This window comes from Paenibacillus sp. P4_E11, assembly GCF_056401635.1.
On the sequence record NZ_JBFUIX010000043.1, the window covers coordinates 1 to 24,089 of the forward strand.

Annotated in this window: 20 protein-coding genes; 19 read left to right on the forward strand and 1 reads right to left on the reverse strand. The window is 50.6% G+C overall.

The features are described 5' to 3' along the window. The 8 genes from AC1DWB_RS17130 to AC1DWB_RS17165 form a co-directional block, all read left to right on the forward strand. Nucleotides 1–755, forward strand: a 755-nt coding sequence (locus AC1DWB_RS17130) for a zinc-dependent alcohol dehydrogenase (RefSeq protein WP_477542295.1), incomplete at its 5' end; no start/stop codon positions are given. A gap of 54 nt (nucleotides 756–809) precedes the next feature. Next, complete coding sequence (locus AC1DWB_RS17135) at nucleotides 810–3,086, forward strand: NHL repeat-containing protein (protein ID WP_477542296.1); 2,277 nt, start codon at nucleotides 810–812, stop codon at nucleotides 3,084–3,086. Nucleotides 3,087–3,119: 33 nt separating this feature from the next. After that, nucleotides 3,120–4,757 carry a type 2 periplasmic-binding domain-containing protein gene (locus AC1DWB_RS17140; RefSeq protein ID WP_477542297.1) on the forward strand — a complete coding sequence of 546 codons (1,638 nt, stop codon included), beginning with the start codon at nucleotides 3,120–3,122 and terminating at the stop codon, nucleotides 4,755–4,757. A 168-nt stretch (nucleotides 4,758–4,925) separates the two neighbouring features. Further along, the gene (locus AC1DWB_RS17145) at nucleotides 4,926–5,729 is read left to right on the forward strand and encodes a lipid II flippase Amj family protein (RefSeq protein ID WP_477542298.1); all 804 of its coding nucleotides are present in this window, start codon (nucleotides 4,926–4,928) and stop codon (nucleotides 5,727–5,729) included. 223 nt (nucleotides 5,730–5,952) lie between these two features. Further along, entirely contained in the window at nucleotides 5,953–6,501 is a 549-nt protein-coding gene (locus AC1DWB_RS17150) for an RNA polymerase sigma factor (RefSeq protein WP_477542299.1), read from the forward strand. Next, a complete protein-coding gene (locus tag AC1DWB_RS17155) occupies nucleotides 6,498–7,871 on the forward strand; it encodes an anti-sigma factor family protein (RefSeq protein ID WP_477542300.1) in 1,374 nt (457 codons plus the stop codon). The genes AC1DWB_RS17150 and AC1DWB_RS17155 overlap by 4 nt, the downstream gene beginning before the upstream one ends. A 234-nt stretch (nucleotides 7,872–8,105) precedes the next feature. Next, on the forward strand, nucleotides 8,106–9,119 hold the full coding sequence (holA, locus tag AC1DWB_RS17160; protein WP_477542301.1) for a DNA polymerase III subunit delta: 1,014 nt from the start codon (nucleotides 8,106–8,108) through the stop codon (nucleotides 9,117–9,119). Nucleotides 9,120–9,154: 35 nt separating this feature from the next. Next, entirely contained in the window at nucleotides 9,155–10,261 is a 1,107-nt protein-coding gene (locus AC1DWB_RS17165; RefSeq protein ID WP_477542302.1) for an SGNH/GDSL hydrolase family protein, read from the forward strand. A 71-nt stretch (nucleotides 10,262–10,332) separates the two neighbouring features. Here the strand turns inward: AC1DWB_RS17165 and rpsT are convergent, their stop codons facing one another. Next, the gene (gene rpsT / locus AC1DWB_RS17170) at nucleotides 10,333–10,605 is read right to left on the reverse strand and encodes a 30S ribosomal protein S20 (protein ID WP_477542303.1); all 273 of its coding nucleotides are present in this window, start codon (nucleotides 10,603–10,605) and stop codon (nucleotides 10,333–10,335) included. A gap of 220 nt (nucleotides 10,606–10,825) precedes the next feature. On the opposite strand from rpsT, the gene gpr reads away from it, so the two are divergent. From gpr to AC1DWB_RS17225, 11 genes are all read left to right on the forward strand, one after another. After that, the gene (gene gpr / locus AC1DWB_RS17175; RefSeq protein WP_477542304.1) at nucleotides 10,826–11,821 is read left to right on the forward strand and encodes a GPR endopeptidase; all 996 of its coding nucleotides are present in this window, start codon (nucleotides 10,826–10,828) and stop codon (nucleotides 11,819–11,821) included. A gap of 19 nt (nucleotides 11,822–11,840) precedes the next feature. Then, on the forward strand, nucleotides 11,841–13,019 hold the full coding sequence (locus tag AC1DWB_RS17180; RefSeq protein ID WP_477542305.1) for a hypothetical protein: 1,179 nt from the start codon (nucleotides 11,841–11,843) through the stop codon (nucleotides 13,017–13,019). 13 nt (nucleotides 13,020–13,032) lie between these two features. Continuing rightward, nucleotides 13,033–13,860: a divergent polysaccharide deacetylase family protein gene (locus tag AC1DWB_RS17185; protein ID WP_477542306.1), complete on the forward strand. Its 828-nt coding sequence runs from the start codon at nucleotides 13,033–13,035 to the stop codon at nucleotides 13,858–13,860. Between the two features lie 213 nt (nucleotides 13,861–14,073). Next, nucleotides 14,074–15,372 (forward strand): stage II sporulation protein P, encoded by a 1,299-nt coding sequence (spoIIP, locus tag AC1DWB_RS17190; RefSeq protein WP_477542307.1) that lies wholly within the window; start codon nucleotides 14,074–14,076, stop codon nucleotides 15,370–15,372. Between the two features lie 37 nt (nucleotides 15,373–15,409). After that, nucleotides 15,410–16,699, forward strand: coding sequence for a stage II sporulation protein P (gene spoIIP / locus AC1DWB_RS17195; RefSeq protein WP_477542308.1), 1,290 nt, complete (start codon nucleotides 15,410–15,412; stop codon nucleotides 16,697–16,699). A 58-nt stretch (nucleotides 16,700–16,757) separates the two neighbouring features. After that, the gene (locus AC1DWB_RS17200) at nucleotides 16,758–17,216 is read left to right on the forward strand and encodes a hypothetical protein (protein ID WP_477542309.1); all 459 of its coding nucleotides are present in this window, start codon (nucleotides 16,758–16,760) and stop codon (nucleotides 17,214–17,216) included. Between the two features lie 233 nt (nucleotides 17,217–17,449). Next, nucleotides 17,450–19,264 carry a translation elongation factor 4 gene (gene lepA / locus AC1DWB_RS17205; protein ID WP_477542310.1) on the forward strand — a complete coding sequence of 605 codons (1,815 nt, stop codon included), beginning with the start codon at nucleotides 17,450–17,452 and terminating at the stop codon, nucleotides 19,262–19,264. 391 nt (nucleotides 19,265–19,655) lie between these two features. After that, entirely contained in the window at nucleotides 19,656–20,810 is a 1,155-nt protein-coding gene (hemW, locus tag AC1DWB_RS17210) for a radical SAM family heme chaperone HemW (RefSeq protein WP_477542311.1), read from the forward strand. 84 nt (nucleotides 20,811–20,894) lie between these two features. After that, on the forward strand, nucleotides 20,895–21,362 hold the full coding sequence (locus AC1DWB_RS17215) for an N-acetyltransferase (protein WP_477542312.1): 468 nt from the start codon (nucleotides 20,895–20,897) through the stop codon (nucleotides 21,360–21,362). A gap of 120 nt (nucleotides 21,363–21,482) precedes the next feature. Next, nucleotides 21,483–22,508, forward strand: coding sequence for a heat-inducible transcriptional repressor HrcA (gene hrcA, locus AC1DWB_RS17220; RefSeq protein ID WP_477542313.1), 1,026 nt, complete (start codon nucleotides 21,483–21,485; stop codon nucleotides 22,506–22,508). A gap of 43 nt (nucleotides 22,509–22,551) precedes the next feature. Beyond that, nucleotides 22,552–24,084 (forward strand): TCP-1/cpn60 chaperonin family protein, encoded by a 1,533-nt coding sequence (locus AC1DWB_RS17225; protein ID WP_477542314.1) that lies wholly within the window; start codon nucleotides 22,552–22,554, stop codon nucleotides 24,082–24,084. Nucleotides 24,085–24,089 lie beyond the last annotated feature (5 nt).

The following is a 24,089-nucleotide window of genomic DNA, read 5'->3' on the forward strand; positions in this document are numbered from 1 at the left end:
ATGGTGGACCGTTCGTACGACATTCGGAATATATCCTTGTGCCGAAACGCCTTGTGGTTCCGGTTCCACCAACGGTCGATTTGGCGGAAGCGTCAACCGTCGGGTTAGGCGTTATTGCGATGCATGCGCTCCGATTGTCAAGGTTGCAGTTCGGCGAAACCGCTGTCATTGTCGGGCTTGGGATTGTGGGCCAATTGATGGCGCGAATCGCAGCCGCAGCCGGATTTCATGTGATAGCCGTCGATTTGTTGCCCGAGCGCAGGGCAGCGCTGGAATCGACGCCTTACGTCACCGTTTGCAACAGTTCGGATGACGTTCGGGAAGCGGTCAACACCATGACAATGAGAATCGGTGCGGATGCCGTGTTCCATTGCATCGGAGGAAAGCAGAAGGAATTGCTGGATCTGAGTTTTTCATGGATACGGGACAGAGGGAAAATCGTCATTGTTGGCGACTTGCAGACCGAAATTAACCGATCCTCCATGTTCCGGAAGGAAGCCCAATTGATAGTGTCTCGTGCAGGCGGACCGGGGCGGTACGATTCAACATATGAGAACGAGGGTTTCGATTATCCGGTCGGATACGTGAGGTGGACGGAAGGGCGTAATATGTATGCCTATCTCCGCATGCTTGAGCAGAAACAAGTCCGCATAAATGCGCTCATGGAGCAGTTTCCATTGGAGAACGCTTCCAGGATATATGAACGGTACCAAGAAGATGCAGGCGGTCTTATTGGAGCTGTACTCCGCTATTAAATCGCTAGCATCCATGAGTTGAATAATCACAGAATGGGAAGAAGGAATCTGGTCTTGAACGACTTGCATACCGAGGACAAAGGGATCATTTCCTACGAACTGTCCAATCTAGATTCGTTTGTTCATAATATATCCATTAGCAGGGCGGTATTCCACAAGGAGCCATCCGGTAGAACACTTGCTTACGCCACGTTGTCAGGTATTCCAGCCAAGCTGCTGGTCATCGACATGGAGACGGAAACCGTAATCAAGCAGGTAGTTGTCGAGGATACGGTTGGCGGTACTTATCACAAGGGCGAACATCTCAGAGGACTTGCCGTTCAGCCCGACGGAACCGTATATGTAGCTGGTACACCAGCGAATCTGTTTAGATATGTTCCTGGTGAAGACAAAGTACATTTTGTCACGGGCTTGCCGGGTTCCGTCGTCTTTGATTTAAAGAATGGACCGGAGGGATTACTTGTCGGCGGAACCTATAGCCGAAACGAGGTATTCGAGTTTAATACAAGGACCAACGAGTTGATCAACTTGGGCCGAGCTACTTCAGACCAGTTTTATGCGTATTCCGTCGCCTACGACGAGCATAGAAACGATTATTATTTCGGAATCGGAGCCCATGCTAAGCTAATTCGTTTCAATAGAAATTCGGGTGAGAAGACGGAAATTCAACTTCCCGATAAATTTTCTTCAGCTCAATTTGTATGGGATATGAGGGTCGTTGAGGATAAGTTGTTCATGAGGCTAACCCCTGGAGCGACGGTTGCTATGGATTTGGAGACCGGTGAATTTGACGTGACGGAGGCGGAACTATCTTCAAGGCTTATTTCTCCCAAGTCTCCCGATCTGAACAAGGCCTACTTCACCGTCTCTTCCAAGCTCGGTTACTATGATTTCGATACGAGTCAATACGTCATGCTTGCTGCAGAAACATTCATGGATGTAAAGGGACTATCGTTCGCCCGGCTTAACGATCCAGAGTTTCCCGGACATTCTCTGGTCGGGATAACGCGAGCAGGGATTTTCAAATACAATCCGGCGACGGGGAACATCAAAAATGTCGATTTGCCTATAGATGGAGAACCGAGCGGCTTGCACACAGCGGCCAAAGGAAACGACGGGAGAATTCACACGAGCGCTTTTGTGGTCGGCGGCAATGCGATCTATGATCCTGTGACAGGTGATAGAGTACAATATTCCAACCAGACGGTAGGAGTAGGTCAGACGGTCCCTGGCACACAAACCGACAGGGTATACAGCTATAAGGATAAAATCTATTACGTCACCTATACCGGTATGAATGTATACGAATATGATCAGTCCTTGCCATGGGACAGAAAGAATCCGAATCAACCGAACCCCAGGTTCCTGTTCACTGCCTCGGACGTAGGCCTTCAAGATCGAGGACTTGCAGGGGTGATTATGTCGGAGGAAGGTAAGTTGATTATTGGCACAGTGCCCAAATACGGCTACCTCGGCGGAGCGCTTGTGATCTACGATCTAGAGACGCATGAGCGTGAAGTATTCTTGAACGTGATCGACCAGCAGAGCGTTACGGCTATCACGCATAAGGACGGATTTATATATGGCGGGTCGAACATTTGGGGAGGTCTAGGTGCAATTCCTACAGAGACTGAAGCGAAGCTGTTCATCTGGGACGTTGAGAAGAAAAAGAAAGTATTTGAAATGGTTCCTGTCCCTGGAAAGAGAGGGATTACTGAATTAATTGTCGGGCCGGACGGCATGATCTGGGGCTCAGCGGAGGGTGATCTGTTCCTATTTGATCCAGTGAGCAGGCAGGTCGTGCATAAGCAAAATCTCGTCTCGCGATCGTATAGCAGTGCGGTGTGGCGGGATGCTCAGTTTGAAGTGGGGACGGATGGTAATGTGTATGGTGTGCAGGCCAACGAGTTTTTTGTCATTGATGCGGCAACCAAGCAGAAGCAAGTCATTCGAAAGGCCGGCAAAACCAACCGGATTGCCCAAGACGACTTCGGACATTTTTATTTGACGGAGGAGACGAATCTGCTCAAGCTTTCCATTCCCGGGTTGATTGCCCGTCCGATTGGGGCGCGCCTGCACGTTTCGCCGACGAACCTGAGAAGCAACGAAACTGCGTGTGTTGCGATTACAGGCCTGCTGGAGAAAGGACGCACCGTCCAAAAGATGGAGAGAAGAAATCCACGATTCGTGAGCAGCAATCCGTCCGTTATCAGCTTCGAAGGGGGGGAGCTCGTTGCCCATAATCCGGGAACCGCTGAGATCTGGGCTGTGGTCGTTATCGATGGAATTCAGCTTGAAACGAACTATGTAAAGATTATAGTAACGATATAAATGAAAATCAAATCTGTAGTGGGAGGGTTTTAAATGAAATCGAAAAAACTAAATCAAATCGTCGCCTTGACAGTAACATCCGCTTTGATGCTTGCAGCTTGCGGCAAAAGCGAAGAGAAACCTTCAACAACGCCAATTACGGGAACAGGTACAACAGCGCCAACTGGAACGAAAGAAAAACTTTCGCTCAGCTTCATGGTATTAGCACCTGCAAATAAAAATTTGCCATCGGACAAAAGTAAAGATGTTATTCTTACGAAAATTCAAGAAAAATTTAACGTGGATTTGAAAATCGATTATATTTCAAACTTGAACGACTTTCAAACGAAGCTGAATCTTCGCCTTTCTTCCGGTGACCTCCCGGACATGTTCCAATCAGGCGGAGCAGAATCGAACAAGTATATCGTGGATAAAGTAACAGCAGATCTGACGAAATATGTAACCCCGCAAACGATGCCGAACTACTACAAGTATTGGATCAACGATCAGGAAATGAAACGTTATCAAGTTCAAGATGTATTCATGCGAGCGCCAATTCCTTTCAATCGCGATCAATTTTTGTCCCATTATGTGAGAAAAGACTGGATCGATGCCTTGAACAAAAAAGATCCAAACTTGAAATTGAAGGTGCCAACCAATTACGATGAATTCGTCGCAGTTGCTAAAGCGTTTACGTTCAATGACCCGGATGGCAACGGCAAAAACGATACTTATGGTATAACGGCTGCTGCAGGCGGAGCGGGTATTCCCAAAGACTTCCCGGTGTGGCTTAAGCACAATTTGAACCCCGGATTTTATGCCGATGACAAGCAATTTATCGACTCAGGCAGTGACATCCGTACCGGTGCGGTGCTTGACGAAATCCGTAAACTAATCGACATGAAGGTCGTCGATCCAGACTGGTACTTGCAGAAGAGCCCTCAGCATTTCGATAAAGTTCAACAAGGGAAAGTTGGTATATTCTACTCTGCTTCGCGTGATGCCATTCTCGAAAACGCGCCTAACAGCGTTCAGAAGAAAACGAAAGACGTCACTGGAGTTACGGCCGAATTTGTACCTTTCAACATCGCGCCGAATAACTATTTAAGCTACCAAGCCATTCCAGCCACTCCGTTCATGATCAGCGCCAAATCTGACGAGAAGAAAATAATGCGTACGATTGAAGTTCTCGACTGGCTGGCGGGGGAAGAAGGCTTTCTTCTTACCCACTATGGGGTAGAAGGGACTCACTACAAGCGCGATGGTAAGAAAATTAATATTGATCCCGCTGCCTACAAGAAAGATTTTACCGATGTCCAAGGTTACAATGAGATTTATTCCGCCATATTCAGCAGCAACACGATCGCCCCGACTCCGCTTGGGCTTGAACTTGTGGACCCTACAGAAACGGACCGCGATCGTAAAATCTTAGAGCAACTCAGAACCTATAAGTATGCGCTGCTTGGAACGAATGTTGCGCCTGTACCTGGAACTGACCTTGCTGCATTGCGCAAGCAATTGTATGTGTACCAAGGCAATGTGCTGCTGGAGGAGAAGGATTCCTCCAACTGGCCGAAGTACCGAGAAGAGTTGATGGGGCCTAAATATAAGGGCAAAGAAATATTCGAGGGCTATGCTTCGCAAATCGCGGCGGCATTGAAGCAGGACATTAAGTTTAAATCAGCGAACTGATTATGAAACTCCTCGCAGTAAGCAGCGAGGAGTTTTTTATTCCTTTGAAGCAACTGAATTGGCATTCAGAGAGCCTTGTACCGTGCTTGTTTTTCCTGCCAATTACTGAGAGAATGAGAGAATGAAGGTAAGTGGAAGATGACTCTTGAACGGAAAGGAAGCGAGCGGATGAACGATAAGCTATTGATCATTCTCCTCTTCACGTTCCTCATCAATGCGATTGAGACGCTTTCTTATGCAGCGCGATTGGCGGGGACACGTACGGCACGTCTGGCGAGTGCGTTCTCACTGTTCAATATTATCGTCATCTTCTCACGCACGGCCAATATGGTACAGATGGTGCTCATTGCCAGCTTAATTGATCGTGCGATGAAGACAGGCAGTCTCGATACAGTAAGAGAGCAATTTCGCTGGATTATCGGTGCGGCGTCCATCGGGACAGTTGCAGGGGCGCTGCTGGTCCCGACTTTCGTGGCCATCTTCGCCCGGGCGATTGAGCGTCTGGAAGTGAGCGGATCGGTGCCGTATTTGTTGAAGGAAGCACTCCAAGCGAAGTATTTGGGTGCAGTGAAGCATTATTTCCGCAGTCCGAGTCTGGCGGTCATTCATAGCTTTCGAATTGGCGGCGTCCCTAAGCGAATGCTGGTGCTGAATACTTGTATTACGGCCATCTATACGGTTGGCGTGCTGTCGGCCTTATATGCCGGCTTGCTTAGTCCTGACCGGTCGACGACGACGACTCTATCATCTGGAATGATTAATGGATTCGCCACTATATTATTGGCGCTGACGATCGACCCCAAGGTGGCCTTGCTTACCGATCAAGTGTTGTCCGGCAAAAAGAAGGGCTCGCAGATGAGCCATATGGTACTCATGTTAGTGATTTCCCGGTTTCTCGGGACCGTGTTGGCACAGTTGCTTTTCATCCCTGGCGCTCGATGGGTCGAATGGATGAGTCGTTTTTTTGTCTAAAGTTCCATCGTAAATTAATGGTTACGTTGCATGATTTCTGGTAAAATGAATGGAGCATTCGACGAAAAAACGATATGTTGCAGCTGTACGACTAAGGTGAAAAATGCCAGACAGGTAGCGGGTGCAAGTGCCCCTGGGCTGTCGGCATCCTTTTTTTTGTTCGACAGGTGCAACCTTTTTCCTATCGATTTCGTTTAAAAAGTTGCAAGAGAGGGGGAACCTTGTGGTAGCGAAAGAATTAATACTTGCTGCCCAATCGGGCGATMGCGACGCTCTTATAACCCTACTGCGAGAGATTGAAACACACATATACCGAACCGCCTACTATATTCTGGGCAATGAGCAGGATGCTAGAGATGCGGCGCAGGAGGCGCTCATTCGCGTGTATACCAAGATTAACTCTTATGAGGAAAAAGCCCTATTCAAAACGTGGGTACAGCGAATCGTCACGAACATTTGCATCGACAAATTTCGCAGAACGAAATCGACGGTTTCCATCGAAGAGCACAATATGGTATTTTCTTCGTTGCAGGATGTTGAGGATGAGATGTTAGCTACATACGTGGCCAAGGATATCCAGGAAGCAATCGACAAGCTCCCGGAGCATCATCGAGCGGTCGTCGTTTTACGGTACTTACAGGACTTTTCTTATAATGAAATTGCCGATTCCTTGGACCTGCCCCTCAATACAGTGAAGTCTTACTTGTTCAGAGCAAGACAGCAGCTGCAAACTTTACTCCGTGATTATCAGAAAGGTGGTGTACGKGGATGACATGTCAAGAGGCGGTGGAATGGATGCAGCGTAATCTGGATCATGATTTAGACGATTCGGAACGCGAAAAGATGATGGCTCATGTGAGCCAATGCAGAGATTGTACCGAGATGTATACCCGGTTACAACAGCTTTCGCACGAATTGGCAAGCTTACCGAGGGTGATGCCGCCGTTCAGTCTGGTGGACTCCATACTTCCACAACTCGATGAGATTGACCGAATGCGAATTCGGGATAAGACGGAAGAACATCTGAGTGCGACTAGCCATCATGTGCCGGTCATTCCATCCTCCAAGAGATGGATGTCGCAATGGAAGCGAGTATTCCCATTGGGGACGATTGGCGGTGTTGTAGCCGCTGGCGTGATGATCGCACTCTTCATAACGAATACGGATAGTGGAATGATGAAGCGTTCCAACAGCGATTCTGGATTCATGAGCATGGAACTCTCTGATCGGAAATCCGATACACCGGCTTCCCAGAAATCAGGTTCATCCGGAGGCAAGAGTAGTGCGTCATCCGCATTGCCCGCTGGTTCCGCTGATGTACAGAAGATGAAAGAAGCCGCCATTGCACCAACAACGACACCAACGGAACCCGTTGTATCGTCTACTGCGAAGGAAATTGCACCGAATAAGTCAGACGAAGCGCAAGATGGTGGTCAACAACAGCGGATTGCTTCGCCTGGGCCAACCAATGTCCCGCAATCAGGTGAGGGCGTGCCCAAGAGCGGAGGGGATAGTGTCTCTATAAGCAAGGCCAAGGGCGGAGATAAGGCGGCTCAACCGTACAACGACGACGCTGCGAATGCCGATATATTGAACAATTCTACGGCAAGTTCTAATCAACCCGATGCCAATTCGAACTCATTTCAGGCTAATACTGCGCTTACGTCCAAAGATCAAGCTGGATCCAGCGCCGATAAGTCTAATGAGGGGAAGCCGACCGAACGTCTGACAACCCCGCCTCTGATGGGCGCATCGATTGCTGGAGAGCGAGGTAAAGTCGAGTCGTCTTCCAGTAACGAGAAGTTGCCAGCACTGGATGGAAACGCTAATTATGGCTTGGTGGCGCCGAACACTCCAGTCGTCCGCATGGAGTCAACGGACCAACAACTCGTCGCGATCTACAACAAGGAGACTAGACGAGTCGTTGTAGCGAAGACAGCGGACGAGAAGCAGATCGTATTCACTTCCGAGCATCAATGGGGAGAGAAGGACTTGGTGCTTTTGAACGGGTGGTCGAAGTCTACGACCTTCTCCTATACGGTAACACAAGGGGAAGTGAAGAAGTCTTTCGTGATTGATGTAGAGTCAAAGAAAGAAACAGCTGAGCCTCTCGACCTTTCCGGATCAGCAGTTGCAAAATAAGTGCGGGGCTACGATGCACATATTGCCTGGCGGTACGTATGCTATAGCAACAGAACGATTCATACCGCCTGACACCGTATGACCGCTGGCCAGGAGTGCCTAGGACTCTCCGGCCCGTGTTTATATAGATGTGCTGGGACAAAGGGATGATGTTAAAATCTTCGGATTTTGACGTGATCCCTTTGTTTTTGCTACTATTACATATAGAATAACTCGGAAACAGGTGGCTCTCGGATGGATAGCAAATCGGCAGCGAAAGAAATTGCCAAGGGCGGTGCTCGCCCGTTCTATGTGTGTTATGGTACGGAACGATTCATGCTGCAGGAATTCATTCAGTATGTAACGGATCAATTGATCTCTCCGGATGTGCGGGAATTTGCAATATCCAAGTATGATTTGATGGAGACTAGTCTGGAAGCTGTGCTGGAGGATGCGGGGACGTTTCCGTTCATGGCGGAGAAGAAGCTTGTGATTGCGAAGAATGCCATATTCCTGACGGGGGCCAAGGATACCTCCAAGCTGGAGCATAATACGGACAAGTTACTAGAGTACATGAAAGCGCCAGCGGAGTTTACCGTGCTGCTGCTGCTCGTGGACGCCGAGAAATTGGACGAACGGAAGAAGCTTGTCAAGGCGCTGAAAGACAACTCGATTGCCTTCCCGGCCCTATCTGCGGAACAATTGCTTACATGGGTGAACCGACAGGCTGAGCGGGTGTCATTCTCCTTCGCGGACGGCGCGGCCGACCAGTTCGTGCTGTATGCGGGAGGGAATTTGCAGAACTTGTCTGCCGAGATCGAGAAGCTGAGCTTGTACGTTGGTAAGAGCGGCATCGTGACGGGAGACATTGTGGAAGCGCTTGTAACCCGCAGTACAGAGCAGAACGTCTTTATCTTGATCGAAGATATTGTGCGGCTTCGACTGCAACGAGCCTTCACCATTCTACATGAGCTGATCAAGCAGAAGGAAGAACCGGTGAAGTTGACGCTGTTGATCGCCCGTCAATTCCGGATTATATTACAGGTGAAGGAAATGTCCAAGCAAGGTTATTCCCAACAACAACTAGCTGGGCAGCTAGGTCTCCATCCTTATGCCGTGAAAGTGGCTGCTGAACAAGGTGTCAAGTACAAGGATGAGCAATTGTCTCGAATATTGTCAGAGCTGGCGGAACTGGATTACAAGATGAAGAGCGGGAAGATCGATAAGGTGCTAGGACTTGAGCTGTTCTTATTGCAATTGGCAGCTTGAGATCAAATATAGCGAATTGAGAGGATGAGGGACGCATGTCAGATCAGCCCAAAGTGAAGAACGTTCAAGAACTGGACCCGAATATGAAGCTGCCGGAGTTGCAAACGGAATCTATCAAATGGTATTCACCCCTTGAGGCGCCATTCCAGATCGCAGGCTTCGCATGGTTCGAGCAAGAGGGTCTCTATCGGAGAATGCCGCAATCGCCTTCGCATCGAATCAGTGATTCGGTGGAATCACTGGCCAATTGTACGGCAGGAGGTCAGGTGAGATTCCGAACAAGCTCGTCCAAGCTGTTCGTGAAGGTTGTACTAGCAGGCAAAGCGAACATGTATCATATGCCAGCAACAGGGCAATGCGGATTTGACTGTTACATAGGTGAGCCTGGGGAACAGAAGTATGTAAGTACGACACGTTACGATCATAACCAGATCGAATTCTCGACTCCATTATTCGAATGGTCGAATGTGAGCAGCGAGATGAAGATGATTACGCTGAATTTCCCGCTCTACCAAGGGGTGAAGGAGCTGCAGATAGGGTTGGCTCCTGATGCAGATGTTGCGAGTCCAGCACCGTTTGCCGATGACCGTCGAGTGATTGTGTACGGGACTTCGATTACACAGGGCGGGTGTGCAAGCCGACCGGGAATGTGTTACACGAACATCATGAGCCGGAGTATTCCGCACGAATTTATCAATGTAGGCTTTTCGGGCAGCGGTCTAGGTGAGCCGGAGGTTGCCCATGTATTGTCACAGATCGAGCGTCCTGCCCTGCTGGTGCTGGATTATGAGGCAAATGTCGGACAGCCGGAGAAGCTTCAGCAAACATTGCCAGAATTTATCCGGATTTATCGGGAGCGACATGCAACCCTACCGATTCTGGTCGTCTCCAAAATTCGCTATGCCACAGAGCGATTCAATCCGCTCATAGCTCAATTGAGTGAGGAACGGAGGCAGATTGCCAGTGATACGGTCGCAGCACTCGCGAACGCAGGCGACATGCATATCACCTTCTTCGACGGCTCTACGCTTCTAGGTGATGATTACGAGGAGTGTACGGTGGACGGGGTTCATCCTACTGATCTTGGGTTCATTCGAATGGCTGAGGGTCTTGCTCCAACATTCCAGCAATTATTGAAATAGATATCATACAAAAAAAGTCCTTTGCCACCGCTGAAGCGGAGGCAGAGGACTTTTCTCATCTGAATATCAGATTACCCTTGAGCGGAAACCGAGTTGAACAATTTCGCCAGACGGGATTTTTTGCGGGCAGCAGCATTTTTATGAATCAATCCTTTGGTCACTGCCTTGTCAAGCTTCTTGGTAGCAGCGATCAGGGTTTCTTTCATGGATTCTACGTTTTGGCCCGCAGCAGCAGTTTCGAACGATTTCACTGCAGTGCGAAGTGCAGATTTCTGAGATGCGTTCTGAAGACGACGCTTGTCATTTGTCTTTACACGTTTAATTGCGGATTTAATGTTAGGCATTGCGTTCACCTCCTTAAGACTTTGCCGATACAAAGCCACTTCGTAAAGCGGTCTAACTTTCTCAAGCACAACTTTAGATATTCTATCACGACAACTAGTAAAAAGCAATACAAACCATGACGTACCGATGTCGGATTAGCGTCATCAGTGAATAACCAATTCCGCTTGATGGCAACCTATTATGGTAAATCGAAGCGGATCGAAAGGAGCAGGGAGCAGCATGGATGATCGTTTATATTCGGTCCGTACGGACCTGGCCTTGGAAGCCAAGGAAATGGCAGCACAGACGATGGGGAGTGTTATTCCTGGGGTTCATAGCGAAACGTTTGAAGATGAGGACTGCATTCTGACGATAATGGACATCGACAATAAGAAGGGATCGCAAGCGGTTGGCAAGCTGCCAGGCCACTACATCACCATCGAGGTCCCGCGTCTTCGGGATAAGGATTCCGATCTGCAGGATCGCATCGCTACGAAATTCGCACAGCAGTTCTCCACATTTCTTAATAAAATCGGTATTTCCAAAACAGCGAAAGTGCTCATTATTGGATTAGGTAACTGGAATGTGACACCAGACGCGCTCGGTCCACTTGTTGTGGAAAATGTGATGGTGACTCGCCACTTCTTCGAACTGATGCCTGATCAAGTAAGTCCCGGTTATCGACAAGTGAGTGCGATCGCTCCTGGCGTGTTGGGTATTACTGGCATAGAGACGAGTGAGATCGTTCAAGGCGTTGTCGACAGATCGAAGCCGGATTTGGTCATCGCGGTCGATGCGCTGGCATCGAAGGCGCTGGAGCGGGTGAATACGACGATTCAGATCGCAGATACGGGCATCCACCCTGGATCGGGTGTAGGTAACAAACGCAAAGGATTGACCCGTGAGTTTCTTGGAGTACCGGTCATTGCAATTGGGGTACCAACCGTTGTGTATGCTTCGACAATCGTCAACAGTACGATGGATCTCATGATACAGCACTTCAAGAAAGAGACGGAAGCGACGCAAGAAATATTCGGAATGCTTGACGGGATGCAGGAGAATGAACGGTTGCAGTTGGTGAAGGAGGTACTGGACCCGCTCGGACATGACCTGCTCGTCACTCCGAAGGACATCGACCAGTTCATTGAGGATATTGCAAACATTATCGCAAGCGGCTTGAATGCGGCGCTGCACGAAGCGATAGATCAGAACAACGTCGCCGCTTATACCCATTAAGATGAAGATGCGGACGTTCATGATTAGAAGGTTACTGGTGTTCGCGATGAGTCTCATGATGGTTATTACCGCTACCGGCACGATTGTCAATGCGGACAGTGAGGTGAAAGAACCATCCATTGATCAATCTGCAAGGGATGTTCAGTTCAAATTGGTTGTCCGATCGAGTTCGCAGGCGACTTGGGAAAGCTTCGAGGAGCTGAATCAAGAGCAATGGGTCAAAGCTTGGGCCAAGAAGAGCGAGATCAAACCCCAAATAACCGAGGACGGCACTGTGGAGCAGTCGATGGCTTGGTCCGATATTGAACTGCATGTGACATCTTCGAATGGGGAGGAAAGGTTCGGGCTGGGTGCTGGTTCCATAGTGGTCGACTTGGATTCCGGTCGGCAGTGGAAACTGAATCATTCCGCATGGAAGCTGCTGCAGAATAGGGTGGTGGAACTACGTTCTCAACATTATGGAGAGTTGCTGAGCTGGCAGGAAGCCCAGATTAAAGTTCCGCGCAAAGGCGTCATTCAAGTGACCGATCTGGAAACAGGCCTGTCCTTCCGTGTTCAGCGCCGGGCAGGCAGCCAGCATGCTGATGTTCAACCGATGACGAAAGCCGATACGGCCATTATGAAGCAAATCTATAATGGCGCGTGGAGTTGGAAACGCCGAGCAATTATTGTTAGCACGTCAGACAACGAACGTCTGGCTGCTTCTATGCATGGAATGCCCCATGGAGGAGACGGTATTCCTGGCAATGGATTCTCCGGGCATTTCTGCATCCACTTTCTCGGAAGTACGACGCACAAGTCCGACTCTATGGATACGGCGCATCAACTTATGGTGTATAAGGCGGCAGGTAAGCTTGCTACGTACATGGATGCCGCAAGCCCGGATGAGCTTGCAGCCGCTTTGTTAGAAGGGGTTAGCCAGCATGATAGCTCAATCGTCGCCATTGCCGGACAAGGCTTAATCGCAGATAAGCGGGACACGACTATCCGGAAATTAGAAACTATAACGTCGATCAAATTAGACAAGAAACAAGAAATAGTTAGTCGATCGGCGGCATCATTGGAAGAGCGGGTCGCGTTGACGGCGCTTGTGTCTCGTAAAGGAAGGAAATCATCAAGGGAAACATTCGTATTTACTTTAGCCCGGGTGTCTGTCGAGTTGCCGTGGCGAATCACAGACATCCGCCTGAATCGATAAGGAAAGGAAGGGGATGATGATGTTGAGAACAAGAGGCTTGGCTGTTGTCTTATCCGTTCTGCTATGTGTGCTTTCGATGTCTGTAACGCCTCGTACGAATGCGATGTCGAGTAAGGATGGACATATAATCACCTACTCGGATGATGTATTCTCAGGTAACGCAAGCAAGCAGGCTGCGATCGTGATTGACGATCTCGGCAACAACATGGGTGGGACAGAACAGATGATGGAGATGCCTATCCCTCTCACCGTAGCGATTATGCCGTTCATGCCAACAACACAGCGTGATGCGGAGTGGGCGCATAAAGCCGGACATGAAGTGATCGTCCACATGCCGATGGAACCGTTCCGCGGGAGAAAGAGTTGGCTGGGACCGGGGGCGATTACGACGGATATGACCGATGATCAGATTCGCCAGAAGGTGAATGAGGCGATTAACAGCGTTCCTCATGCCGTTGGGATGAATAATCATATGGGTTCCAAAGCTACATCGGATGCGCGCGTGGTCCGAATCGTATTGGAGGTTTGTAAGGAAAGAGGGTTGTTCTTCCTGGATAGTAAGACCGCTTATCGCAGCGTAATCAAGAAAACCGGATTAGAGCTAGGTGTGCCAGTTGTGGAGAATCAAATATTTCTTGATGATACGGCCAGTCAGCTCCATGTGAAACGGCAGCTGCGTAAAATCATTACACAGTTGGAAGAAGATCAACGTTGTATTGCGATTGGTCATGTGGGTATTGGCGGTAAATATACAGCAGCGGCATTGCGTGAAAGTATTCCTGAACTGTCTAAGCAATTTGAATTCGTCAAGCTGTCGACATTCGTGCCCAAATCGAAATAGCTCCCCACATGGCCTAACCCCTTCTCTCCCGATGCGAATCGGGAGTTTTAGCGTTGAACCTGAACCCTACCAATGAACGATCATACTCCAATTCGAGAATAAGAGGTTATTAGATTCTGCGAAAATATCGTTATTTTTCATAGTGTAGTTCTATCGAGTGAAGCTATTTCATAGATTAATATCAACTAGATTCCACGTACTGGAGGTTTCTAAATGAAATGGGTAGTCGCCACTCTGAATCTTAGCCTAGTAAGCCGTACTGTTCGTAAAGTTCGTTCCATGAGTAAGCTGCTGACCGCATTAGCTGTAGGGACGCTTGCTTGTTTCGTAGTTACCGGACTGTTCTCGATCGCTCAAACCCAAGAGAATTCTTCCTCCATCTCCTCGATGAAAGGAATGGCTGCGAATTTGTCCCTTTCTTTTTTTCTCGATATGGTGGCTTTGGAGATGCCCTTTATGCCAACAAGTGGTAGTGCTCGCACATTTTCGCCCGGGAACACAGCGAATTTCTTGATCCAATATGCAACCAATGTCAATACTCGAGATCCGAAGAGCTTGTTAGCCGCCGAACTGCCCAATATGGCTAGCGAGACGAGCGCGCTCTTGTATTCCGGACAAGCTACGAAACTAACAGACTACCCGGCAGACTTCATGCCCTCGCCTCAAGCGATCCAGAAGGAGCCTGGGCTAACACAGACACCAGGTAATAACGGTGATCAAGGTGGTACGGGAGGAAGTGGAGGGGCAGCAGGTGGCGTTTCAGGAGGAGCGGGGGCTGGTGGATCTGGCGGGATTGGAGAAAGCTTGCAGCCACTTGGAAATGTGCAGTCAAAGGAACCGAAGGTGTTCATCTATCATTCACACAATCGAGAATCGTTTCTGCCAGAGTTGGCGTCGAAGGGGATCAAAGAACCGGATTCCGCCTATGATGCGGATATCAACGTTACGCTGGTAGGGAAACGGCTGAAGGACAAGCTGGAAGGCTTCGGCATACCGACACTCCAATCCAATACGGATTATCCGTCCTCGGAGAAAGGCTTTAACTATGCGAAGTCATACGCCTATTCGGCCAAAACGGTGCAAACCGTAATGGCGGACCATAAGGCGCTCGACATGATCTTCGACATCCATCGGGATTCCCTCGCCCGAGACAAGACGACCGTGAAGATTGAGGGGAAAGATTACGCTCAAGTGTATTTCGTCGTCGGTATGAAAAATCCGAACTGGAAGCAAAATTCCGAGTTTGCGAAACGCATTCACACGATGCTGGAGCAGCGTTACCCAGGAATCTCACGAGGGGTGTATGCGAAGTCCGCTCAAGGAAACGGAGAGTACAACCAGCACTTCTCAACGAGCAGCATGCTGATAGAAGTCGGAGGGCCTTATAACTCCCTAGATGAAATGTACCGGACATCGGATATTATGGCGGAGGTTGTAGCGGAGTTAGTGCGGCAAGACGATCAGGCCGTGAAAGTAGATACTCCTGCCACTCCGGGTAAGAAATCTTCTTGAACGATTATTACCCCCAAATTGATGAAGGAGGTTGCGTATGCGTAACTCAGGTTGGCTGTCGGACATGAATCGATTATGGCGGGCTGGTGGAGGAGTCCGGGCAGTGTTCATCGCTTACGCTGCGTTTACGTTGCTCCTGTTCATGGTCTTAGGAGCTTGGGGAGTTTGGCTGACTAAGGATGGGGCCAGATCATCCTCTTCGATGCAGCGCTTCGCCGCATCTGTAATTAAGCCGTTCTTCCTAGACATGTTGAGCCTGGAAGTGCCGCATCTATCGCAAGAGAGGCAAGGAAGTTCCACCTTCGCTGGGAAGCGTGTAGTCGGTTACTTGACTGGCTTGTGGCTGCAAGTCAATCCAGCTGAGCCAAGGTCGCTACTAGCTGGTGAGCTGCGTGGACTGGTGCGCGGATCGGAATCTGTCATCGATTCAGGTAGCACCCGTAACGGGGCACAGCCATCGACTGTGCAAGCCGGCGGATCTTCGGTGGCTCATGTGACGCCGACCCCAACCCCAACTGTTAGGCCGCAAGCTCAGGAGAAGCAACCGGCACAGGTGGACAACCACGCAGCAGCATCGCCGATCCCGTCGCCGACACCTCCACAGGAATCAACGGTAGTAAACGGGCCCGTGAAGCTGTCAACAGAAGGGAAGAAAGCTGTACTCATCTATCATTCGCATCCCCGTGAGTCTTGGGTGCCGGAGCTGCAAGCCAAGTCGGTCGGGGATGCGGAAAACCCTGAGAACAACATTACCCTGGTCGGCAAAAGATTGGCGGAGCAGCTAGAGCAAGCAGGAATAGGGACCATACACTCCGGTACTGACTATAAGACGACCGTGCCGCAATACAACTGGAATTTCTCCTACAAATATTCGCAGCAGACCGTCCAGGAAGCGTTCGCGGTGAATGACAGCCTGAAGTTTCTATTCGACATCCATAGAGATTCCGCAACAAGGGATGTTACTACTGCCACGATTAATGGGAAAGATTATGCCAAAGTATATTTCATTGTGGGTAAAAAGAACGAAAAGTGGGAACAAAATGAAGCGTTCGCCAAAAAGATACATGAGCGATTACAAGCTGATTATCCGGGGTTGTCCCGAGGAATTCTTGATAAAGGGACCTCTAGCGGTCATGGGGAATACAACCAGTCGCTCTCGCCGAACAGTATGCTGATGGAGGTAGGGGGCGCGTACAATACACTTGAGGAATCTAACCGTACGGCAGATGTGTTGGCCAAAGTCATTGCTGACTTGTTCTGGAACGCGGAGAAGGTGAACGGCACTGTGTCTGCCGGAACGAACAAAACTCCAGACAGCTCTAGCTGATCGATCAAATCAAATCAAATCAAATCAAATCCATGAACCCTTGTGAGGAGTGAATCCAATGTCACGTTATACAGTAACGCTCGTCGGCCTGTTGTTGATGACTAGCTTCGGTATATTTTTCGGTATTGAGATCGCTACCAGGGGGATGGAGCGTATTCAGGGCCCGATACCCGCTACCGATTACAGAATAGAGAGCGGCGCACCGGCGTCGAACACGGCTGCAGTTGGGCCAGGCCGCAATGCAACTGGCACGGTTCGCCAGCCTGCGGCCACGGCTGCTCCGCAGACACAGCCTGGAACGTCATCTACTTCCGGGACGAAGGGTCTGGTTAGTGGTACTGCACCACAGGCTGGAGCAGGGCATACACCGCTGCCTCCAATCGGTGCGAATGCACCATCGGGGCCTGCGGATTCGAATGTGAATCGACTTGGCAACGGGATCGGTAACATGCTGCAAGGCGCTGCTCATCAGACGATTCGAGTGGTCGTGGGGATTTTCGATGGCTTGGTCAATTAAGGACACTGTTGATTGAGGTGGAAGCAGCCGTTCCAAGTGAAAAAGGACCCCTACGCTTTACCCCACAAAGTGAAGACTAGCTCTGAAGATAACGCCGAGTACTTTGTGGGGACCCCGAGAGCTCAAACATCTTGTGCCACATAAGCCCTGTAAAAGCAAGTAGTTTCATGTACATTGCTGCCCGGCGTCGATACTGATATAATAGAAAGTATTTGATACGCAGGGGGATTAGCATGTCCGAACGTTTGGAACGACAAAAGAAAATACGCAACTTCTCCATTATCGCCCATATCGACCATGGAAAGTCGACATTGGCCGATCGGATTCTTGAATATACCGGAGCGTTATCCTCCCGTGAAATGCAGGAACAGGTGCTTGATAAGATGGATCTGGAACGGGAGCGCGGCATTACGATCAAGCTGCAGGCTGTCCGATTGAACTACCGCGCCGATGATGGTGTAGAATATATCTTGAACTTGATTGATACCCCAGGACACGTCGACTTTACCTATGAAGTATCCCGAAGTATGGCAGCTTGCGAAGGTGCGCTTCTGGTAGTCGATGCTGCACAAGGGATTGAAGCTCAGACGCTAGCGAACGTATATCTTGCACTCGACAACAACCTGGAGATATTGCCGGTTATTAATAAGATCGACCTGCCTAGCGCCGATCCGGAACGTGTGAAGAGTGAGATCGAGGAAGTAATCGGGCTTGACGCCAGCGAAGCCGTATTGGCTTCCGCTAAGGCAGGAATTGGGATCAAGGAAATATTGGAGCAGGTTACGCAGAAAGTGCCAGCTCCTACCGGAGACGAGGATGCTCCCCTGAAGGCGCTAATCTTCGACTCGCATTATGATGCTTATAAAGGCGTCATTGTGTACGTTCGGGTCGTCGACGGCACGATCCGCAAGGGAACTCCGATTAAGTTCATGGCTACGGGAGCTACCTTCGAAGTCATTGATGTCGGTGCATTCAAACCTAGTATGACGACTGTTGACGAGCTCACAATAGGCGATGTAGGTTTCGTCGTGGCAGGGATTAAGAACGTCAAGGATACGCGGGTAGGGGATACGATTACAGATTCGAAGCGTCCTGCCACCGAACCGCTGCCTGGTTACCGCAAGATTAACCCTATGGTGTATTGCGGTCTGTATCCGATCGAAACTTCGGACTATAACGATTTGCGCGAGGCCTTGGAAAAGCTGGAGCTGAACGACGCTTCGTTGAAATACGAGCCAGAGACGTCTTCGGCATTAGGTTTTGGCTTCCGCTGTGGATTCCTTGGATTGCTGCATATGGAAATCATTCAGGAGCGTATCGAGCGCGAATTCAATATCCCGTTGATTACGACCGCTCCGAGTGTTATTTTCCGAGTAACGCTTACGAACGGTGAAGTGCTGCTAATTGATAATCCATCGAACTACCCGGAGACCGGACGTATTGAATTCGTTGAAGAGCCCTATGTGAAAGCTTCGATTATCGTTCCGAACGATTTCGTGGGCACCATCATGGAGCTCTGCCAAGGGAAACGCGGCGAGTTCATTAATATGGAGTACCTGGACACGACGCGAGTGACATTGACCTACGATATGCCGCTGTCAGAAATCGTCTATGATTTCTTCGATCAGTTGAAGTCGAGCACGAAAGGGTATGCCTCGTTCGACTATGTAGTTTCCGGCTACAAACGTTCCAACCTGGTGAAGATGGATATTTTGCTCAACAACGAGCAGGTAGATGCTTTATCCTTCATCGTCCATCGTGATCGGGCTTACAACCGCGGACGCATTATTTGCGAGAAGCTGAAAGATATTATTCCGCGTCAAATGTTCGAGGTGCCGATTCAAGCGGCTGTCGGGCAGAAGGTAGTCGCTCGTGAAACGGTTAAGGCCATGCGCAAAAACGTATTGGCCAAATGTTACGGCGGCGATATCTCGCGGAAACGGAAGCTGCTGGAGAAGCAGAAGGAAGGCAAGAAGCGCATGAAGCAGGTTGGTAGCGTGGAGGTGCCGCAGGAGGCATTCATGGCGGTGCTGAAAATCGACGAGTAGCCTTTTGGTCTAACTACCGAAAAACTTATAAACGCCTAAGGTCGCTCCACGACTTAAGGGCCTCCGCGCTCCCGTTGCAGCTTTAATTCTGACTAACTACAAGGATTCCGGACTGAAGAAGGGCTCCGACCGCTGTTGAAATCACGTTGCAAGATTAGGTTTTTGTGGTGGCATCGTGATTTCAAAGGCGGACGCAAGCTTCTCCGCTCCTTCTTCTGTCCTACATCCTATCGTTAATCGAATGTCTAGTGCTGAAGGTCRCTGCTCCGGCTCCTTAATTCCTTTCACTATCGTCGCTTAAAGATTTTTCGGGGAGGCTCAAGTAGCCTCCTCATCGATTTTTAGAGGGGAGCAAGCGGAACCCCCACGCAAGAAAAAAGGAGTAGTAGAAATGATACAGAAAACGATGCTGCCGAAGGCGGTGTATATTCATATCCCGTTCTGTACGAACAAATGTCACTATTGTGATTTCAACTCGTATGTCCTGAAAGGGCAGCCTGTAGCAGATTATCTAGATGCGCTGGAGCGGGAGATGGAGCTCACGGTCAACCAAATACCTGCGCAGGGCATCGAGACGATCTTTGTAGGAGGCGGGACGCCAACGGTACTGCTTCCGGATCAGATGAGCCGGTTTTTGCGCCTGGTGAACACTTATTTCCCAGATCGGGTGGACGGGTTAGAATTCTCAATGGAGGCGAATCCCGGAACGACAGACTTGGAGAAGCTTCAGGCGATGAAGGAAGGCGGCGTCAACCGAATTAGCTTCGGGGTGCAGTCCTTTAATAACGAACTACTGGTAGAGCTTGGTCGCATTCACAATACCGATGACGTCTATCGCAGCTTGGAGAATGCCAGGTCCGTGGGCTTTGACAACTTATCGATCGATTTGATGTTCGGCTTGCCCAAGCAGACGCTGGCACTGATGGAAGATACGCTCGACAAAGCGCTCAAGCTGGATCTGCAGCATTATTCCATCTATAGTCTGAAAATCGAGGAAAATACGCTGTTCCATACGCTCTTCAATAAGAATAAGCTGCCGCTTCCCGATGAAGAGGACGAGTTGGAGATGTACTTGTCGATCATGCGTCGCTTGAAGGCGGCGGGCTACGAGCAATACGAGATCAGCAATTTTGCCCGACCAGGCAGACAAAGCCGCCACAACTCCGCCTATTGGCACAATGACAGCTATTACGGGATCGGGGCCGGTGCTCATGGGTACATGAAGGGCAATCGCCATGTGAATATTAAGGGCGTTCAGCCCTACATCGATGCGACGAGTAAAGGACTTCCCATTCTGGAGCGGTTCGAAGTGAGCGAGCAGGAAGCGATGGAAGATTTCATGATGGTGGGTCTGCGTCTGCTCGCCGGTGTCAAGCGCGAGGACTTCCGACAGCAATTCGGCAAGGAGCTTGAGGACGTATTCCCCCAACAGTTGGAGCGGATGACTGCTCAAGGTATGCTCACTTCAGATACGGTCGGTTATCGGTTGTCGGAGCAAGGTTTGCTGTTCGGCAACGATGTATTCGCGCAATTTCTTGAAGATTAATGGACAAAAAACGCTTGCTGAAAAATACGTACTGATGTATATTTATACATATTTCAGTATGAACTTTTACAGGTGGGATTGGACATGACGATTACAGTAACTTGCCGGAGAGCGGTATCGCAAGACGTGGACGCACTTTACGAGCTTATACAGGGCTATGCGGAGAAGGGAATTATGCTGCCGCGCTCGAAGGAAGCTTTGCTGAGACATATAGATACGTTCGTTGTAGCGGAGGCAGAAGGTCGCTTTGTCGGCTGCGGCTCGCTGTTCCGGTTGGGCAATGACTTGGTGGAAATTCGCTCTCTCGGAGTCACAGACGGGCATAAGGGAATGGGGATCGGCCGGAAAGTGGTTGATTTTCTAGTAGAAGAAGCCCGAGAAGAAGGAATTCCGAAAGTAATGGCCTTAACGTATGAGGTCGCTTTTTTCCAGAAAAACGGATTTTCTATTGTAGAGAAGGAGATTTTCCCGGAAAAGGTTTGGACCGACTGCGTCCATTGCAAAAAGCAGCACTGCTGCGACGAAATAGCAGTTTTGAAGCGCCTTGACTGACTTGACAAGGGGCTTTTCTTTTTGGTATTTTGATAGTAGGAATTAGCACTCCTTTCCGGTGAGTGCTAACGATGAGGGAAAATACACCAGTAGGAATGTAACCAGTTGGGAGGCGGGTATATGTTATCGGAACGTCAGAGATTGATCCTTAGCGCTATAGTAGATGACTATATTCGTTCAGCCGAGCCGGTCGGTTCTCGAACGATTTCCAAGCGGAATGACGTTAGCTTCAGTCCAGCTACGATCCGTAATGAAATGTCGGACCTCGAAGAGCTTGGATTTCTCGAGCAGCCGCACACTTCCGCCGGACGTATTCCTTCTAATAAAGGGTATCGGTATTATGTTGACCATCTGGTCAAGCGTGGCAATTTGTCGAAGCAGGAACTGGATGTCATCAAGCTGTTCTTCGCAGAGAAGCTGGATGAGATGGAGCGGGCCATTCAACATGTGGCGGTTATCTTGTCGAACATGACGAATTACACGTCGATCGTTCTCGGTCCCGAGCTGCTAAGCACCACGCTGAAGCATGTACAGATCATTCCGTTGAATGAACATTCTGCGGTTGCCATCGTCGTAACGAATACCGGTCATGTCGAGAACAAGGTCGTCACGATTCCAGAAGGTGTCCCTGTATCGGAGATCGAACGGATTGTGAACATCCTGAATTCCCGGTTAGCTGGCGTGCCACTCCTTCAATTCAAGTCGAAGCTGTACAATGAAGTAGGCGCGGAGCTGAGCCATTATTCGAATCAATACGAAGAATTGGTTAAATTGATTGAAGGCGTCTTGTTGCACGATGAGGATGACCGTATCTTCATTAGTGGAGCTACGAACATGTTGACACAGCCCGAGTTCCGGGACGTTGGCAAGGTGAAGAGCATTCTCGACTTATTCGATGAGACCCAGACGCTTGTCCGACTCGTCTCTGCTGCTACGCATGGCATTCAGGTGCGCATCGGGACAGAGAATACAGTTGAAGCGATCAACAATTGCAGCCTGATCACGGCCACTTATTCCATCGATGGGCACTCGCTTGGTACGATCGGTATTCTGGGTCCAACCCGCATGGAGTATGGTAAAGTGTTCAGCTTGCTAGATGTTCTGTCCAAAGATATGGCGCTGCTCATGGGGCGTTGGTACAAATAACGAACAGAACGAATGTCCGACACGGAAGAGGAAGCGAACTCGTATGAAGCAGGGGAATTTGGACGGCGAGGAGCGGTATGCCACGCTGCTGAACAATGCAGGCGCGATTCGAGCCATATGCTCGGCCGTGGAAGGAACTTTGGGACCGAAAGGTCTGGATACGATGCTTGTCGGCAGCCGTGGTGAAGTACTTGTGACGAACGACGGTGCGACGATTCTCGAGCAGATGGACGTGACGCATCCTGCGGCACGTATGCTCGTGCAGGTCGCGCGTTCGCAGCAGGAGCGAGTCGGCGACGGTACGACGACCGCGACGGTGTTGGCTGGCGCGCTGGTGGCCGAGGGGGTCGCGCAAGTAACGCGCGGCGTCCCGGTCTCGAAGGTCGTAAGCGGGCTGCAGGACGGCGTCCGACTGGCAGCGGAAATGCTGCAGGCGCGAAGCCGCCCGATTACGGGGCTGCGCGACCCGAATCTGTACCGGGTCGCTCATGTGGCCGCGCGCGAGGACCGTCAGCTCGCCGAGCTCGTCATGGCTGCGGCTGAGCGGCTCGGTGTCGCGGTACTCCGCGACGAGGAGTACCGGCTGGCCGACTCGATCATCGCGCACGACAAGCCAGTGAGCGAGGTGTGGTCCGGCTTGCTGCTGAAGCACAAGCCGATTCACACCCAGATGCTGGCGGTAGAGCTGCAGCTGCCACGAATTCTGGTACTGCACGACGCGCTTGAGCCGGAGAAGCAGGATGAAGAGGCGATGATGACGGAAGCCGGATTTCACCGTTATCTCCAGCTGAAGGAAGAGTTCAAGACGAACCTGGATAAGCTGTTGGAGCTGCAAGTCGGCTTCGTCGCCGTCGATCGCGGCGTCGATCAGGAAGCCGAGCAGTTCTGCGCCGACCACGGCATTATCGTGCTGCAGCGGGTGCCGAAGCGGGAGCTTCAGCGTATCTGCGAGCACACCGGGGCGCGGCCGATTCGCCGCTCGGTGCTGAAGAAGCCACAGGCCGAGCTTGCGCCGTACCTCGGCGCTTGCGAGACGATCCGCTACGACGCGCGGATCGAGCAGGTGCGCCTCACCGGCGGCGCCGGCTCGCCCGCCGCGACCGTGCTCGTCGGCGGCAGCACCGCCGAGGTCGTCGGCGAGCGCGCGCGCATCGCCCGCGATGCCGCCTCGGCGGTGCAGGCCGCCGTACGCGGCGGCTACTTGCCCGGCGGCGGCGCGGTCGAGCTCGCCTGCGCGCACGAGCTCGACCGCTATCGCGAGACGGTCAAGGGCATGGAGGCGTTCGGCGTAGCCGCGGTCGTCCAGGCGCTGCACAAGCCGCTCGCGCAGATGGTGCTTAACGCGGGATTCAACCCGCTTGAGCAGGTAGAGCAAGTGCGGGCCGCACAGCTCGCTGCACAGTCCGACAGCATCGCGATCGACTGTGATACGGGTCGGCTGATGGACGTACTCGAGATGGGCGTGGTCGATCCCGCGCCCGTGAAGATTCATGCCTTACTCGCCGCAGGAGAAGTAGCGGCCGCCGTGTTGCGCATTCATACCGTCATTAAGATGAAATCGAGTGATGACGGATAATCGGG